A 15,990-nucleotide genomic window follows, 5' to 3' on the forward strand; every position below is an offset into this window, starting at 1 on the left:
ATACATATCCATTTCTTGTTGACAAACGATTATTTTTCTGAAATAGTAGCCTAGAGGAATCCTTGTACAAAAACAAGGATTTTTCTTTTGAAAATGGTATATAAAAGACATAACACAACTTGCCAAAAGTAAGGTTAAGGCGTTATTCTATAATAGAAACATATGTTCTGATTTTGATTAGGAAAGGGGCAAGGAGTTTGGCAAAGCATCAATTTCAATATAACGAAGATGCAATTCAAGTGCTTGAAGGTCTTGAAGCTGTGCGAAAACGTCCGGGTATGTATATCGGGAGCACGGACAGCCGTGGATTGCATCATTTAGTATACGAAATAGTAGATAACTCCGTTGATGAAGCATTAGCGGGATTTGGCGACGAAATTTCTGTCGTAATACATAAAGATAATAGTATTAGTGTTATTGATAAAGGGCGCGGGATGCCTACGGGAATGCATAAGCTTGGAAAACCTACACCTGAAGTGATTTTAACTGTACTTCATGCAGGAGGTAAGTTTGGACAAGGCGGATATAAAACAAGTGGCGGTTTACACGGCGTTGGTGCATCGGTTGTAAATGCTTTATCAGAATGGCTTGTTGTAACAATTAAACGCGATGGAAATATATACGAGCAACGTTTTGAAAATGGTGGTGTTCCTGTAACGACACTAGAGAAAATCGGGAAAACAAAACAATCTGGAACAACGATGCATTTTAAACCAGATCCATCCATTTTCAGTACAACAAATTATAACTATGAAACGTTATGTGAGAGATTACGTGAATCTGCATTTCTGTTAAAAGGTATGAAAATTACTATAAAAGATGAACGAAATGATCTAGAAGATGTTTTTCATTATGAAACAGGAATTGAAGCATTTGTTTCTTACTTAAACGAAGAAAAGGACTCTATACATCCAGTTGTTTACTTTGCTGGTGAACAAAATGAAATTGAAGCAGAACTAGCATTTCAATTTAACGATGGTTATTCAGAAAACATTCTTTCATTCGTAAATAATGTGCGTACAAAAGATGGGGGAACACACGAAGCTGGATTTAAAACAGCGATGACGCGTGTTTTCAACGAATACGCTCGTAAAGTTTCTCTATTAAAGGAGAAAGATAAAAACTTAGAAGGTACAGATATTCGCGAAGGGTTAGCGGCAATTGTTTCTGTACGTGTACCGGAGGATTTATTGCAATTTGAAGGTCAAACGAAAGGTAAGCTTGGTACAAGTGAAGGACGTTCATCTGTCGATGCGGTTGTTTCAGAGCATTTAGCATACTTTTTAGAAGAAAATCCAGATGTAGCAACACTTCTTGTGAAAAAAGCGATTAAAGCGGCACAAGCTCGTGAAGCAGCACGTAAAGCTAGAGAAGAAGCGAGAACTGGTAAAAAGAAAAAACGTTCAGAAGGAACATTGAGCGGAAAGTTAACACCTGCGCAATCACGTAATCCACAAAAGAACGAATTATATTTAGTAGAAGGTGACTCTGCTGGTGGCTCTGCAAAGCAAGGGCGTGATCGTCGTTTCCAAGCTGTCTTGCCACTGCGAGGAAAAGTCATTAACACGGAAAAAGCAAAGCTTGCTGATATTTTTAAGAACGAAGAAATTAATACGATTATTTATGCAATCGGCGGTGGTGTTGGAAATGAATTTGCTGTCGAGGATATCAATTATGATAAAGTCGTAATTATGACCGATGCTGATACGGATGGCGCACATATTCAAGTGTTACTACTTACGTTCTTCTACCGTTATATGAAGCAGTTAATTGAAGCTGGTAAAGTATTTATTGCTCTCCCACCTTTATATAAAGTAAGTAAAGGAAAAGGAAAAAGCGAAGTGATTGAATATGCATGGTCGGATGAAGAATTAGATGGTGTAACGAAAAAGGTCGGTAAAGGATATATGTTGCAGCGCTATAAAGGTCTTGGTGAAATGAATGCTGATCAATTATGGGAAACAACAATGAATCCAGAAACGCGTACATTAATTCGCGTAAAAATTGATGATGCAGCAAGAGCAGAACGCCGCGTGACGACATTGATGGGGGATAAAGTAGAACCTCGTCGTAAATGGATTGAGCGTAATGTCCAGTTTGGTATGCAAGAAGAAGGTAATATTTTAGAGAATGAAATGATTATGGAGACGGAGGTGGAATAACATGCAGGCAGAGAAGTTTCATGACCTCCCGCTTGAAGACGTATTAGGTGACCGCTTTGCACGTTATAGTAAATATATTATTCAAGATCGCGCGCTACCAGATGCGCGTGATGGCTTAAAGCCAGTACAACGTCGAATTTTATATTCAATGTATGTAGAAGGAAACGTACATGATAAGCCGTTTCGTAAATCAGCTAAAACAGTTGGTAACGTTATTGGTAACTATCATCCACACGGTGATTCTTCTGTATATGAAGCGATGGTACGATTAAGTCAAGAGTGGAAAGTGCGTAACGTATTAGTTGAAATGCACGGAAATAACGGTAGTGTTGACGGCGATCCAGCAGCAGCAATGCGTTATACAGAAGCTCGTTTATCGCCAATTGCATCTGAGTTACTCCGCGATATTGATAAAGAGACAGTAGAATTTGTATCAAACTTTGATGATACAAGTGAAGAACCAGTTGTTCTGCCAGCAATGTTCCCTAATTTATTAGTAAACGGTTCGACAGGGATTTCAGCTGGATATGCAACAGAGATTCCACCGCATCATCTTGGAGAAGTGATTGATGCAACAATGATGCGTATTGATAAACCTAATAGTACGGTAGATGACTTATTAACGGTTATTAAAGGGCCTGATTTTCCAACAGGTGGCATTATTCAAGGACTTGATGGAATTAAAAAAGCGTATGAAACAGGAAAAGGAAAAATCATCATTCGCGGAAAAGCGGAAGTTGAAACGATTCGCGGTGGCAAACAGCAAATTGTCATTACAGAAATTCCATATGAAGTAAACAAAGCAAATTTAGTAAAGAAAATGGACGAATTACGTCTAGATAAAAAACTAGATGGAATCGCTGAAGTCCGTGATGAGACAGATCGTACAGGTCTTCGCATTGTTGTGGAATTGAAAAAAGAAGCAAATGCAGAAGGTATTTTAAATTATTTATATAAAAATACCGATTTACAAGTTCCATATAACTTCAATATGGTAGCCATAAATAATCGTCGTCCGACACTTATGACGTTGCCAAAGATTTTAGATGCGTACATTGGACATCAAAAAGAAGTTGTTACACGTCGTTCAGAATATGAACTTAGAAAAGCAGAAAATCGCCAGCATATTGTGGCAGGCTTAATGAAAGCATTATCAATTTTAGATCAGGTAATTGAAACAATTCGAGCATCTAAAGATAAGCGTAATGCAAAAGATAATTTAAGTGCAAAATTCGGATTTACAGAAGCGCAGGCAGAAGCGATTGTATCCTTGCAACTGTATCGTTTAACCAATACAGATATTACAGCGCTAGAAAAAGAAGCGGAAGAACTAGAGAAGAAAATTACAGAATTACAAGCGATTTTACAAAGTGAGAAAAAGCTTCTTCAAGTCATTAAAGCAGACTTAAAGAGAGTAAAGAAAACGTATAGCGATAATCGCCGTGCTGTGATCGAAGAGGAAATTGAAGAAATTAAAATTGATGTGGAAGTTATGATTCCGCAAGAAGATGTCATCGTTACTGTAACGAAAGAAGGTTATGTAAAGCGCACCGGTTGGCGCTCGCATAATGCATCGAACGGAAAAGACTTCGGTATGAAAGAGGGCGACATCTTACTCGAACGTTTCGATACAAACACAACAGAAACAGTTCTTTTATTCACGAATAAAGGAAATTATATTTATCTTCCGGTATACGAAATGCCAGATATTCGTTGGAAAGATTTAGGTCAGCACGTTGCAAATATAGTTTCACTTGACCGAGATGAGACGTTAATTTGGGCAACTGTTGTACCGAATTTCGAGGAAGAAAAGCGATTTATCGTATTTGTGACGCGAAATGGTATGATTAAGAAAACGGAATTAAATCAGTATAAAGTACAGCGTTATTCAAGAGCGTTTGTTGCCGTAAACTTGAAAAAAGATGATGAAGTTGTAGATATATTTGCAACAGATGGAACAAGTGATATTGTTCTTGCAACACACGGTGCATATGCACTTATCTTCAATGAAGAAGAAGTAAGTCCAGTTGGTGTAAGAGCAGCTGGTGTAAAAGCGATTAATTTAAAAGAGGATGATTATGTCGCTTCGGGTAAACCGTTAAATGGTGAAAAGGATCAATTGATTCTCGTAACGCAGCGAGGCGCAGTTAAGCGATTAAAAGCTTCCGAAATTGAGAAGTCAACAAGGGCGAAGCGAGGTCTTGTTATCTTTAAAGAGTTAAAACGTAATCCATACCGTATTGTCGGTATTGAAATTGTTCGGGATGATGAACTTGTTTACATGAAAACAGAAAAACAGATTGTAGAAGAAATAGATCCGAAAGCGTTCCGTAATAAAGACCGCTATAGTAACGGTAGTCTAGTGTTAGATGTTAGTGATACCGGTGAAGTGATTGAGACGTGGACGAAGAAACGGACAGAGTGAATAAACGATAGTAGGAATTCTAATTAAATAAACACATCTTATTAGTGAAAACCATGTTCTATATTATATAGAGCATGGTTTTTTATATTGGAAGCTTTAAGCTTATTACTATTCTAATAAATTTTAGGATTTATCCCGCATTAACGGACAGTAAGACTCTCACGTCAAAATTCAGTGAAAAGCAAAGGAGTGAGGTGAGAGAGGAACTGTCCGTAAAGGGCTGATTGGTGAGGGCTTTTCATCCGTAGGGGATGAAGAAAACCCCACTGATAGAAGTTTCACTTTATAAAATTCGTGTTGTACAAAATAAGTATCTTTACATAAATTTTCTCAATATAGAATTACGTAAATTTTCGAATTAAATATTTAAAAATTTAGACTATTGATTTACAATAATTTAAGAACTATGGAACAGTAACAAATGTATGAACTATATTCTGTAATAAAGGAGTTCATAAATGAAAAAAATATCTTTCTTTTTAGCAGCTGTATCTTTAAGTATATTTATATCTGCTTGTTCTAATCAAACGAATTCTGAAAAAGAGGTGGAATCTGATACTAAAACAGCTCCCATAGCTGAAACAAATGTACAAACTAAGCCTTACACAGAGCCATTAACACAAGTAGGACAAGAAGCAAAGCATCCACTTGGAACAGTGATTCTTAAGCAATTAAGTGAGCCCAATACAATGATAGAAGCAGGGCCTCTTCATATTCAAGTAGAAAGAATTAAGGTAATTCAGAGTACAGAAGTAAGTGAAATTGGGAAATACAACTTAAAAGAACGAGGACTAAGTACAGAGCAAATGAATGCAATACAATTTACAACCACTTTAGAAAATACTTCAGATCAAGTACTTGATTTAGAACAAGGGCCTTTTAAAACACTTGTTTTAAGTAATGGAGAACAAGTAGACGTATATAAAATGAATGCGGATCCAAAAAGTCGAAGCTTAAAAGCAAAAGAGAAAATGAAGTTTACACTTATCTGTTTCTTATCTCAAGCTCCAAATGATGTTAAATCCGTAAAAATAATTACTGATGTGGTGCGAGAGGAACAAACAAAAAGTGAGGTGAGCCCGTTAACCACTACGGAGATTACTATGTAAAAAAGAAAACAGCCTGATGAGGCTGTTTTCTTATGTTTTTCAATTAAAAAGCACAGTATCCAACAACTGGTTTAGAAGAACCAGTTTTAATGAAATAGTCAGGAGCAAAGCCTTGATCTAACTCACCACCATAGCCATTATCATCTACAAAATCCCAAACCTTACTTCCCATATAAGATTCGCCATTCACATAGCAATATAACCAAAGTTTAGTGCCATCTGGAATGTTTGATTCAGTCCGTAGGCCATTTATTGTCGGAGTCGTGCGAAGATCTAGCCCAGAACCTGTTTTTTGTACCGGATAAAAAGCAGCTTCCGTTACCGATTGACTTGCGAATAAAACTGAACCTGCTACTGCTACTGAAGCGATTGATAGTGCAACTTTTTTAAACATACGTGTTACCTCCTAATAAATTATATTTTATTGCAAATGGGGAATCCCCCTCATACTTAACAAGTAAAAAATTAAACTGTATTCAAGATTGGTAAGCATGAGGGAGAGCCCCCTTTTACTCCTCTATAAATTAATAGAATGTATAGTTAAAAACAAAAAATAAAGCTAATATTTGTTTCTTTATCAATACTCTAGTTATAAGTTTGAAAAATAGTGTTTTTGGTAAAATATAAATTCTTATTTGTTGTTTTCAAACCATGTTTGAAACGTTTGTAAAGACTGTTCACCTAATATACGACTCATTTCTTTCCCATCTTTGTAAGAAATAATGGTAGGTGTCCCCTTTATTTGAAACATATCCCAACCTTGTTTATACTCTTCTAGATTCAAAACTTGCATATCAATATTCATATTTTTTGCCATAGGAACTACAATTGGTGAAACCTTTAGGCAATGTGGACAGGTCGTTTTGTAGAAATAAACTATTTTTGTTTTGTGGTTTGATAGATCTTGTTGCAATTGCTCAGGGGTAATTTGATTTTTATAATAATTTACCTTCTCAGCACTTATGGTTTTTTCACTTTTTGTTCCTTTATTGGTTAGAATAATAATAAGTGTAAATATTGATAAAATAGTAATGATAAAAAAAAGCATTTTTTTCATATACTGTTTCTCTCCTTGTTTATTTTAATAAGAATAAAGCCACAAATAATAATAAGAAGAAAGGCTATTAGAGCGAGAAATGGAATTGTAATAAATCCGAACCAATCTAAATAATCCCCTGTGCAAGGTATTCTTCCGCATAATGTTCCGTTTTCAGATAAAAATGGGATTTTTTGAAGGGAATAGTGATAGGCAGCTATACATGCGCCAATGATAGCGAGAACCAAACTATAAATCCCAATTTTATAATCTTTGCGTATAATAGCTGTTCCTAGTAAAAGAACTAGTGGATACATGAGAATACGTTGATACCAGCATAATGTACAAGGCTCATATTTCATTATTTCAGACAGATACAAACTCCCGAGGGTTGCGATAAGAGAAACACACCATGCGCTGAATAATATGTATTCTAGTTTTTTTGTATTGTCCATGACTTCAACCTTTCTTTTTTAAGAGATGGAAATAATGTAATAAATTCTCTAAGAAAATAGAATATAAAAAAAGAAAATTTAAAAATGATTAGCTCACAAGAGTTATTATAAATTATGTTTTTATTTTGTATATTGAGAAAATTTTGATTTTATAAAATCTGATAGAAGAATAAAGTAAATAAGATGAGATAAATTGAAAGTAGGCGTATCCTTTTTTTAGGGAGCTGCCTATGCCCATCAAGTAAATATTTTAAAGTGTCTTCAAAACGAAAAAATTTTTTTACAGTCATTTATAAGAATTCAGCTTGTTTTGTTATTTAGATAAGTCAATAGATTTCTTAGTTTGATGGTAATGAGGTTGCTCCCTAAAAAATCGAAAAAGATGTGAATATCCACATCCTTTACAATTCTATTTATCTTCTATACTTTTCCCGCTATTCGCGGGTAGTAAGACTCTCATCTCAAAATTTGGCAAGAGCAAAAGGGGGGAGGTGAGGGTTAATAATCAGTGGGGTATGAAGAAATCCTCACTGATTAAAGTTTCACTTTATTTTTACCAATCTAAGAATGAGCAAATAGTTATGTAAATAAAATAAAAATTGCTATAATAATTATGAAATCGTTCACATAGATGGAGGAATTAATATGAAAAAAATAGGCGTAGGGATTGTCGGATTTGGATTTTCAAGTACAACATTTCACATCCCTTTATTAAAAACGATAGATGAATTTGATATTCGTGCGATTGTATCTTCAAAAGAAGAGGTAGTGAAAGAAGCATTACCGACTGTACAAGTGGTTCAAACGATTGGAGAATTAGTAAAACGAGATGATATAGAGCTTGTTGTTATTACATCACCAAATACAACGCATTTTCCATTTGTAAAAGAGGCTATTTTACATGGGAAACATGTTGTTGTTGAAAAGCCATTTGTTGTTTCAGTTGAAGAGGGTGAAGAACTTATTACATTGGCGAAAGAAAATAATGTCTTTGTTAGTGTGTATCATAATCGCCGTTTTGATAATGATTTTTTAACAATAAAGAAAGCAATTGAAGAAAAACAAATTGGAAATGTGTACACATATGAATCGCATTTTGATCGATTCCGTCCTCATGTACGTGATCGTTGGCGTGAAAAAAATTTACCAGGGTCAGGGATTTTATATGATCTAGGATCACATTTAATTGACCAAGCATTACATTTATTCGGAAAACCAGATGCTATTAGTGCGGATGTAGTAAAGCAACGACCTGGAGCAGAAACGGATGATTATTTCCATATTGTACTTTACTATGGATTTAAGCGTGTCATTTTACATAGTAGCAGCTATGTGAAACATGCAGGACCTCATTTCAATGTTCATGGAGATAAAGGTTCGATTGTAAAATATGGTATGGATTCACAAGAAGATCAATTAAAAGCGGGTATGAAGCCAGGTAGTGCAGGATATGGAGAAGATAGTGAAGCTAATTTTGCTGTCTTAGAAACAGAAGAAGAATTAAATCATATTCCGACAGAAGTTGGATGTTATGATATGTATTACAAAGGAATTCGTGATAGTATTGTAAATGGAGCGCCAGTTCCTGTAACAGCCGAAGAAGGTTTACAAGTTATCCGTGTTATTCAAGCAGCTATTGAAAGTAATGAAACAGGTAGAGTCATTTCATTATAGATCATAAAAAAGACACGATTTCGTGTCTTTTTTATGATTTTTGGGATTGAAATATACGCTTAATTCGATTAGATATGCGATAAAATTCTTTTAGTATTTATTAAAAAAATTTTTAATTGCTTCTAGCTGTATATTATGACTACATTGCTCACAATTGTATTTTCCCTTTCTATTTTCTTTAAAGCGTTTGTATATTTGAGTTCCTTCGTATACCTTAAATATTTGTCTACAACTCATACAAATTACCTCATAAAAAAGCTTATTATGTGGCATGTAATATTCCCCTTTAATCTTAATAAGTCAATTCAAATTGTCATTTTAATTTTTGTGATTCATATTTTCAGGGTTAGAAAGTCCATAGAAAAACATCGTAACAATATCTTGTATATGCTTTTCACGATCTCCTTCCAAAAATTGAAGCCCGTAGTCATCACCAAGTTTACTAAACATTTGGATGTATAGTAACATCATTTCTTTTGAAAGATTAGGATTAATTTCATTTTTATGTTGTGCATTTTCTAATATCTTTAAAAACCAAGGTAGGACGGTTTCATTTTGATAACTATATATAAATGCACGAAGCTCTGAATCTTTTTGTATGATTTGCAATAGCATGTCAGGGTGAAATATACCGCCTCTTTCCATCTTCCTAACAATCATTTTATGCATCATTTCATGAAAAGGCATGTTTTCAGATGCTAGCTCTTTATAGTATTGGAATTCAGTTGTCGCAAATTCTTGAATAAGCTCCCTAAAAAGTGCATCTTTACTACCAAAATGATTATAAATGGTAACTTGAGATACTTTTGCTTTTTTTGCAATATCCTCTATTTTTACATTATTAAATCCACGTTCTGAAAATAATAACAATGCCGCGTCTTTAATAGCACGTTTTTTCTTTTCTTTTACTTTTTCAAAACCGTTCAATACAATCACCTCATTTAAAATATACAAGAAAACAGAGAGGGAAACAATAATTTTGAAATATAGACATAAAAATATTTCAAAAAGTTGTTGCCAATTTAAGGGGGGAGGAGTACAATGATTTTGAAATATAAACAATGGGATATTTCAAAAAATGAGGTGGAATAATGATTTCAGTCCAAAATGTCACAAAACAATTTTCAAGTGGGAAAGGGTTATTTGATATTACATTTCAAGTAAAAGAAGGTGAAGTTTTCGGATACCTTGGACCAAATGGTGCAGGGAAATCAACAACGATTCGTCATTTAATGGGCTTTATAAAGCCGACAGCTGGTCATACAGAAATTTTCGGATTAGACTGCTGGAATGAAGCTGCGAAAATTCAAAGAGAAGTTGGTTATTTGCCAGGAGAAATTTCTTTTATAGAAGGAATGAACGGATTAGAATTTTTAAAACTTATGCAAGGTATGCGGGGATTGAAAGATATAAAGAGACGTGATGAGCTCATTGAAAGATTACAATTTGATGTGAAAACGCCAATCCGAAAAATGTCAAAAGGGATGAAACAAAAAGTAGGAATTGTTGCTGCATTTATGCACGATCCAGAAGTGTTAATTTTAGATGAACCAACATCAGGATTAGATCCGCTCATGCAGCAAACTTTTATAGATTTAATATTAGAGGAAAAACAAAAAGGAAAGACAATTCTCATGTCATCACATATTTTTACAGAGATTGAGCGGACATGTGATCGAGTAGCTATTATTAAAGATGGTCGCCTTGTAACGGTAGAAAATATTCATGATTTACAGGGCATGAGAAGACAAGTAATGGATATAACGCTTTCGGCTCAAGAAGAAATACGTTCTTTACAAAAGGAAAATTTACAATTTGAAGAGGTGAAGGGGAATACAGCATCCATTATTGTACAGGGGAATTATCAGAAAGTATTACAAATACTTGCACAATATAATGTGAAAGCACTTCAAACGAGAGCGATGGATCTAGAACATTTATTTATGCATTATTATGATGCGAAAGAGGGTGTGAAACATGAATAAACAGCTGTTTTTAGCTAGTTTTAAGGAAAATCAAAAAAGTATATGGAGTTATTCGATTGGTGCGGCTCTTTATTTATGGTTATTAATTTGGATATTTCCATCACTCGTATCTGCAAAAGGGTTAAATGAAATGATAGGTGCCATGCCAGATAGTGTGAAAAAAATTGTTGGTATGGAAACTCCGATTCAAAATGTAAGTGATTTTTTAGCTGGTGAATACTATGGTATGTTATTCATTATCATATTGACAATTTTTAGTGTAACGGTTGCTACACATGTAATGGCTCGTTATGTAGATAAAGGAGCGATGGCTTATTTGTTGGCAACACCTGTATCTAGAGTGAAAATCGCAATAACACAAGGAGTAGTTCTTATTCTAGGATTACTGATTATTATACTTGCGACGTATGGAGCTGGTGTATTAGGAGCAGAGTGGTTCTTGAAAGATAACAATTTAAATCAAGAAGTATTTTTCAAAATGAATTTAGTTGGGGGGCTGTTATTTTTCGTAGTTAGTGCTTATTCATTTTTATTCTCTTGTATATGTAATGATGAAAGAAAAGCTCTTAGTCTATCTGCTAGTGTTACAATTTTGTTTTATTTACTAGATATGGTAGGGAAATTAAGCGATAAGCTAGAATGGATGAGAAATATATCATTATTTACGTTATTTCGACCAAAAGAAATTGTGGCAGGGACATATAACATATGGCCGGTAAGTATTGGATTAACTTGCGGTGCGATTTGTATTTTTACAGTAGCAATTGTGTTGTTCAAGAAGAGAGACTTACCACTATAGACAAATAGGGTTGAAAAGATAGTTAGTTCATAAAGGAATTAACTATCTTTTTTAATTTCTAGAAAATTTTTAAAAAAACGAACCTTTTTCCTCACAAATCCGTCTAATAAGTATAAAGTTTTATTGAGAGAAATAAAACAGGAGGATAAACAGTGAAAGTAATACCGTTATATAAAACTATAATGAAAGAAGAGACAGATGTTTCTTTAGCTAAAAAAGGTGATCATGAAGCATTTACTTCATTAATACATACGCATAAAGTAAAACTTTATCGCATTGCGAAAGCGATGTTACATGATGAAGCTGATATAGAAGATTCGATACAAACAACAATTTTGAAAGCATATGAAAATATAAAAAAGCTTAAACATGAACAATTCTTTCAAACATGGTTAATACGAATTTTAATTAATCAGTGCAATGAAATGATACGGTCTCATAAAAAGGTAGTGGCAATGGAAGAGAATAATTATCAGATGGTAGTATTCGATCACTATGAAGATTTAGATCTTCATAATGCAATTCATTCTTTAAGTGAAGAATTAAGAGCTGTAACAGTTCTCTATTATTACGAAGATATGAATCAGGAAAATATTGCAACACTATTAGAAATTCCAAAAGGTACAGTTAAATCCAGGCTGTCGAGAGCGAGAGAACAATTGCAAAAGTTACTAAAAATGGAATAGGAGGTGTATACGATGGATAAGAACCAATTCTTTGATGAAAAACTGAAAAAGCGAATAGAACGAGAGAAGGCAATATTACCAGAGCATTTGAATAAAAAAATTAATGATACATTACATAATCTCCCGGTTAAAAAGAAGTCTTATAGAGTTCAAGTTATGGCTGTTAGTGCGGCAATAATGGTATTTTCAATCATTTCTATGTTTGAATTTTCAGTGCAAAGCTTTGCACAAAAAGGTGGAGTATTTGAATATGTAACGAAAAAAGCATTTTCAGATTATGAAAATGAGGAAGAGACAAAATTTAACGTGAATTACCCTGAAAAAGAAAAAATTCACCAAAAAATGCTTGATTCAATTGATCATTTTAAAAATGTTACGGGGCAATTTGAAGAGTACTCTATTTCATCTCGCTTAATTACTACTTATAAGTATGCAATTGATACAAGAAATCAGAAAGGTATTTCTTCTAAAGAGGATCGTCTGTCAAAAAAAATGACAGTTTTATATAACAAAGGAAAAAAGCAAGAATTTAATGATAAAGATTATACCTATAAAGAAGTGAGGTGGGAGCTAGAACCTAAAAATAAAGGGTTACTAAAATTAACGCCTACCGAAAGAGCATTTAATAAAGTGGGAGAGAAAAAGCGGTATGATGATGAATATGTCGGACTAGCTAAATATAGTATTCAATCGGAGTTTGCAGATTTGTTAATTAGATATAAAGATTGGAATTTTAAAGAGACAAAGTATCTAGGATTAGATTGTTATAAAATAGAAGGCGTTATAAATATAGAGATGCCTTTAAGTACATCTGAAGACTTACGAGGAAAATTCGAAATGATTGTAGAGAAAAATACGGGGATTATGTTGAAATTTTTGAGCTTTCATAATGGAATGATCCAGTATTCGATTACTACGGAAAAGATACAAATAAACAAAGGGATTGATGAAAACGTATTTCAAAAAGATGTTTCTTCATATGAAAAATTGAAAAACGTATTGAATAAATAATGATTTTGTTATTTTGTTAGTTTTTAATTTGTATAGAATAATACATATCGGGGGAACTAATATGGAGAAGAATTTACTTTCACGCGAAAAAAAGAATAAGAAAAAATATAAAAAAAGAAAAGTGATAGGGATATTTTTAGGAGTGTTTTTGGCTGCTGGAATAGGATATGGTGCGTACCTGTATAATAAAGCTTCAAATGCGGTACAAAAAGCTTCTCTCAGTCTAGCACGTGGTGAGAAATCTGATTTACGTGAGGAAGCTGTAAAGCCAATAACAAATAATGTTTCTCTTTTAATTATGGGGATTGATGAAAATCAAGAGCGCCAAAAAGAATATAATGGTGCATTTCATACAGATGCATTATTACTAGCGACTTTTAATAAGGATGATAAGACAGTTAAATTAATAAGTATACCACGTGATACGTATACATATATTCCTATTGAAAAGAAAAAAGATAAAATAACACATGCATATGGTAGAGGTTTTGTAAAGAGCGGAAAGGATGGAGGACCACAAGCTTCTGTTGAAGCAGTAGAAAAATTATTACATGTACCGGTGGATTATTTTGTGAAATTTAATTTCAATTCCTTTATAAAAATCGTTGATGATTTAGGTGGTATTGAAGTAGATGTTCCGATTGAGTTTTCTGAACAAAATAGTAAAGATGAACCTGATGCTATTCATTTGAAAAAAGGGATGCAAAAATTAACGGGAGAAGAAGCACTGGCTCTTGCGCGAACACGTCATATTGATAGTGATGCTATGAGAGGACAGCGTCAACAGCTTGTTATTGAGGCAATCTTGCAAAAAGTAAAAAGTGTAGAATCTGTTACGAAAGTAGGAAAGATGATTGATGCAGTTGATGATGATTTTAAGACAAACTTAGCTCTGGCTGATATGCTGTCGTTTTATAAATATGGATTAAATACTTCAATAGAGAAAATTCAATTAGCTGGAGATGATTTATATTTACCGAATGGGCCGAAAGGTGAACGAGTCTATTATTATAATCCGGATACAAAGAGTTTAAGAGAACTTAGCAATATACTTCGAACGCATCTTGGATTAAGTGAAGAGCAAACTAAAAAAGAAAGTGGAGAGAGTTACGGGATATAGAAAACACAATATAAGTATTTTTTAGTAAAGCAGATCATTATAAATATCTGTTTTTTTGTTTGAATAATAAAGTGAAGGTAAATAAATTCAGCGGAATAAAGTGAAACTTTAATCAGTGGGGGGGTTCTTCATCCCCCACTGATTATCATCCCTTACCAATCGGGCTTTTACGGGCAGTTTATCTCCCATCTAACTTTTTTGTTCTTGGTGAATTTTGAGATAGGAGTTTTACTGCCCGCAAATAGCAGGATAAAAAATAAATAGGATGTGCGGTTCTTTTTCTGAGTTAGGGATTATTTAAAAATTAAATTCTAATTGAATTGGACTCTTTTTGCACCAGAATCTACGTTTCTAACAATTATTGTTTGTATCAGAACCAAATTCCACTTGTTGCATTTGTAAAACTTTCAAAGTAAGATCTAATACTACTTTTTCACGAATCTTATCAAATTCTTTATTTATAGGTGTAGGACATGGAGCGAAATCTAGTTCAAAGAAATCTGCACGTATTAATTCACAAAACGGTTGCTCATTATAGAAAACAGTATTTTCAAAGGAATATTTATCCAAACGAGGTAAATCGCCGTTTTTAGGATTAATGAATTGTGATCTATTTGCAGAACCAGCAGCGATAAGTGGAAGAGTGATGAAGTCATCTTCAGTTAAATCAGAAAAACCAGAAAATGGAACATTCGCAGTTCGATATTGAAGGCTTCCATTACAATCATCAGTAGCATATTCGATATTTTTACGAATATAACCTTTCACAAATAATTTTGCTCGCGTTACTTCACGGTATCCTGTTTCATTAAAGTCTTGGAACGCAACTGGTACAAGTTTACATTGTGTTAAAAATACATCCTTTAACACGCGTTTAATTTCAACTGCTGCAGGGCAAAGGTCAATATTTGCTTCTACGACAATTTGAATTGTTCTCTCTGCTAAAACAACGGGGATTTTCACCCGCGCACTTGGTCTAACAATAGCTGGTGCAGGTGAATCAGTAAGCGGAATTTGAGTTTGTCCTGGAACTGAACATGGTACAAAAATTGGACAGTGCGCGTTATTTGAGCATTGTTTACTCATATTAATATCTCTCCTCTTTCTAATACATTTAGAATTTGAACATTTTGGTTACGTTATTAATATATTCTCTTTTTCCATGTATGATTGTGCTTGTATAATAGTTGTTTTTATTACAAGACTGGTGTAAATAGCCGGATAAAGAGTCAGCTTAGCTGACTCTTTTTATTTTATTAAGAAAGGATTTTCTAAAATTATACACTATTTATTAACAATAATTTACAAATATTTTCTTTAACTTTGGAATAAATAGAAGAAAAACCCTATGTGTATAGTAATAAAGGAAAAAATCCATATCAATATAATGGAATGTTTATGAATATTACTGTAATAAAATAATTTTTCTAAAATTTTTAATAATAACACTTTACAAAAATCAAAAAATTAGTAGAATAATAATTAATAGTAATCTTCTGATAAATATATAAAGAAAAATAGAATTATC

General features: G+C 33.5%; 15 protein-coding genes. 9 read left to right on the plus strand and 6 right to left on the minus strand.

All coding sequences use genetic code 11. The annotated features are described in order from the left end of the window. The first annotated feature begins 197 nt into the window (after positions 1 to 197). The 3 genes from parE (at position 198) to Y7E_RS0111875 (ending at position 5,696) form a co-directional block, all read left to right on the plus strand. Positions 198 to 2,162, plus strand: coding sequence for a DNA topoisomerase IV subunit B (gene parE / locus Y7E_RS0111865; RefSeq protein WP_017151471.1), 1,965 nt, complete (start codon positions 198 to 200; stop codon positions 2,160 to 2,162). Position 2,163: 1 nt separating this feature from the next. After that, entirely contained in the window at positions 2,164 to 4,587 is a 2,424-nt protein-coding gene (gene parC, locus Y7E_RS0111870) for a DNA topoisomerase IV subunit A (RefSeq protein WP_017151472.1), read from the plus strand. A 458-nt stretch (positions 4,588 to 5,045) separates the two neighbouring features. Further along, the gene (locus tag Y7E_RS0111875; RefSeq protein ID WP_017151473.1) at positions 5,046 to 5,696 is read left to right on the plus strand and encodes a hypothetical protein; all 651 of its coding nucleotides are present in this window, start codon (positions 5,046 to 5,048) and stop codon (positions 5,694 to 5,696) included. Between the two features lie 43 nt (positions 5,697 to 5,739). Here the strand turns inward: Y7E_RS0111875 and Y7E_RS0111880 are convergent, their stop codons facing one another. From Y7E_RS0111880 to Y7E_RS0111890, 3 genes are all read right to left on the minus strand, one after another. After that, complete coding sequence (locus tag Y7E_RS0111880; protein ID WP_000475221.1) at positions 5,740 to 6,090, minus strand: hypothetical protein; 351 nt, start codon at positions 6,088 to 6,090, stop codon at positions 5,740 to 5,742. A 237-nt stretch (positions 6,091 to 6,327) separates the two neighbouring features. Further along, on the minus strand, positions 6,328 to 6,753 hold the full coding sequence (locus tag Y7E_RS0111885; RefSeq protein WP_017151474.1) for a thioredoxin family protein: 426 nt from the start codon (positions 6,751 to 6,753) through the stop codon (positions 6,328 to 6,330). Beyond that, positions 6,750 to 7,187: a disulfide oxidoreductase gene (locus Y7E_RS0111890; RefSeq protein WP_017151475.1), complete on the minus strand. Its 438-nt coding sequence runs from the start codon at positions 7,185 to 7,187 to the stop codon at positions 6,750 to 6,752. Before Y7E_RS0111890 ends, Y7E_RS0111885 begins: the two co-directional genes overlap by 4 nt. Before the next feature lie 645 nt (positions 7,188 to 7,832). On the opposite strand from Y7E_RS0111890, the gene Y7E_RS0111895 reads away from it, so the two are divergent. Beyond that, positions 7,833 to 8,861 (plus strand): oxidoreductase, encoded by a 1,029-nt coding sequence (locus Y7E_RS0111895; RefSeq protein WP_017151476.1) that lies wholly within the window; start codon positions 7,833 to 7,835, stop codon positions 8,859 to 8,861. Positions 8,862 to 8,951: 90 nt separating this feature from the next. On the opposite strand, the gene Y7E_RS33630 is transcribed toward Y7E_RS0111895, so the two are convergent. After that, positions 8,952 to 9,134, minus strand: a complete 183-nt coding sequence (locus Y7E_RS33630) for a hypothetical protein (RefSeq protein WP_017151477.1) — start codon at positions 9,132 to 9,134, stop codon at positions 8,952 to 8,954. Between the two features lie 45 nt (positions 9,135 to 9,179). After that, complete coding sequence (locus Y7E_RS0111905) at positions 9,180 to 9,815, minus strand: TetR/AcrR family transcriptional regulator (RefSeq protein ID WP_081584626.1); 636 nt, start codon at positions 9,813 to 9,815, stop codon at positions 9,180 to 9,182. 137 nt (positions 9,816 to 9,952) lie between these two features. Here Y7E_RS0111905 and Y7E_RS0111910 point away from each other — a divergent pair, with 137 nt between their 5' ends. The 5 genes from Y7E_RS0111910 (at position 9,953) to Y7E_RS0111930 (ending at position 14,462) form a co-directional block, all read left to right on the plus strand. After that, on the plus strand, positions 9,953 to 10,846 hold the full coding sequence (locus Y7E_RS0111910) for an ABC transporter ATP-binding protein (protein WP_017151479.1): 894 nt from the start codon (positions 9,953 to 9,955) through the stop codon (positions 10,844 to 10,846). Further along, a complete protein-coding gene (locus Y7E_RS0111915; RefSeq protein WP_017151480.1) occupies positions 10,839 to 11,645 on the plus strand; it encodes an ABC transporter permease subunit in 807 nt (268 codons plus the stop codon). Before Y7E_RS0111910 ends, Y7E_RS0111915 begins: the two co-directional genes overlap by 8 nt. 152 nt (positions 11,646 to 11,797) lie before the next feature. Further along, positions 11,798 to 12,331 carry a sigma-70 family RNA polymerase sigma factor gene (locus tag Y7E_RS0111920; RefSeq protein WP_017151481.1) on the plus strand — a complete coding sequence of 178 codons (534 nt, stop codon included), beginning with the start codon at positions 11,798 to 11,800 and terminating at the stop codon, positions 12,329 to 12,331. A 12-nt stretch (positions 12,332 to 12,343) separates the two neighbouring features. After that, positions 12,344 to 13,342, plus strand: coding sequence for a hypothetical protein (locus tag Y7E_RS0111925; protein WP_017151482.1), 999 nt, complete (start codon positions 12,344 to 12,346; stop codon positions 13,340 to 13,342). A 61-nt stretch (positions 13,343 to 13,403) separates the two neighbouring features. After that, on the plus strand, positions 13,404 to 14,462 hold the full coding sequence (locus Y7E_RS0111930; protein ID WP_017151483.1) for an LCP family protein: 1,059 nt from the start codon (positions 13,404 to 13,406) through the stop codon (positions 14,460 to 14,462). Between the two features lie 351 nt (positions 14,463 to 14,813). Here Y7E_RS0111930 and Y7E_RS0111935 read toward each other — a convergent pair whose 3' ends face one another. Further along, positions 14,814 to 15,548: a CsxC family protein gene (locus tag Y7E_RS0111935; protein ID WP_017151484.1), complete on the minus strand. Its 735-nt coding sequence runs from the start codon at positions 15,546 to 15,548 to the stop codon at positions 14,814 to 14,816. Positions 15,549 to 15,990: the final 442 nt, after the last annotated feature.

Source organism: Bacillus bingmayongensis, from assembly GCF_000299035.1.
Classification (GTDB): Bacteria; Bacillota; Bacilli; order Bacillales; family Bacillaceae_G; genus Bacillus_A; species Bacillus_A bingmayongensis.

Coding starts and splice junctions, on each gene's coding strand:
- Y7E_RS0111930 (WP_017151483.1), top strand. CDS start 13,404: ATGGAGAAGAATTTACTTTCACGCGAAAAAAAGAATAAGAAAAAATAT.
- Y7E_RS0111910 (WP_017151479.1), top strand. CDS start 9,953: ATGATTTCAGTCCAAAATGTCACAAAACAATTTTCAAGTGGGAAAGGG.
- parC (WP_017151472.1), top strand. CDS start 2,164: ATGCAGGCAGAGAAGTTTCATGACCTCCCGCTTGAAGACGTATTAGGT.
- Y7E_RS33630 (WP_017151477.1), bottom strand. CDS start 9,134: ATGCCACATAATAAGCTTTTTTATGAGGTAATTTGTATGAGTTGTAGA.
- Y7E_RS0111875 (WP_017151473.1), top strand. CDS start 5,046: ATGAAAAAAATATCTTTCTTTTTAGCAGCTGTATCTTTAAGTATATTT.
- Y7E_RS0111915 (WP_017151480.1), top strand. CDS start 10,839: ATGAATAAACAGCTGTTTTTAGCTAGTTTTAAGGAAAATCAAAAAAGT.
- Y7E_RS0111935 (WP_017151484.1), bottom strand. CDS start 15,548: ATGAGTAAACAATGCTCAAATAACGCGCACTGTCCAATTTTTGTACCA.
- Y7E_RS0111890 (WP_017151475.1), bottom strand. CDS start 7,187: ATGGACAATACAAAAAAACTAGAATACATATTATTCAGCGCATGGTGT.
- Y7E_RS0111880 (WP_000475221.1), bottom strand. CDS start 6,090: ATGTTTAAAAAAGTTGCACTATCAATCGCTTCAGTAGCAGTAGCAGGT.
- Y7E_RS0111895 (WP_017151476.1), top strand. CDS start 7,833: ATGAAAAAAATAGGCGTAGGGATTGTCGGATTTGGATTTTCAAGTACA.
- Y7E_RS0111885 (WP_017151474.1), bottom strand. CDS start 6,753: ATGAAAAAAATGCTTTTTTTTATCATTACTATTTTATCAATATTTACA.
- Y7E_RS0111925 (WP_017151482.1), top strand. CDS start 12,344: ATGGATAAGAACCAATTCTTTGATGAAAAACTGAAAAAGCGAATAGAA.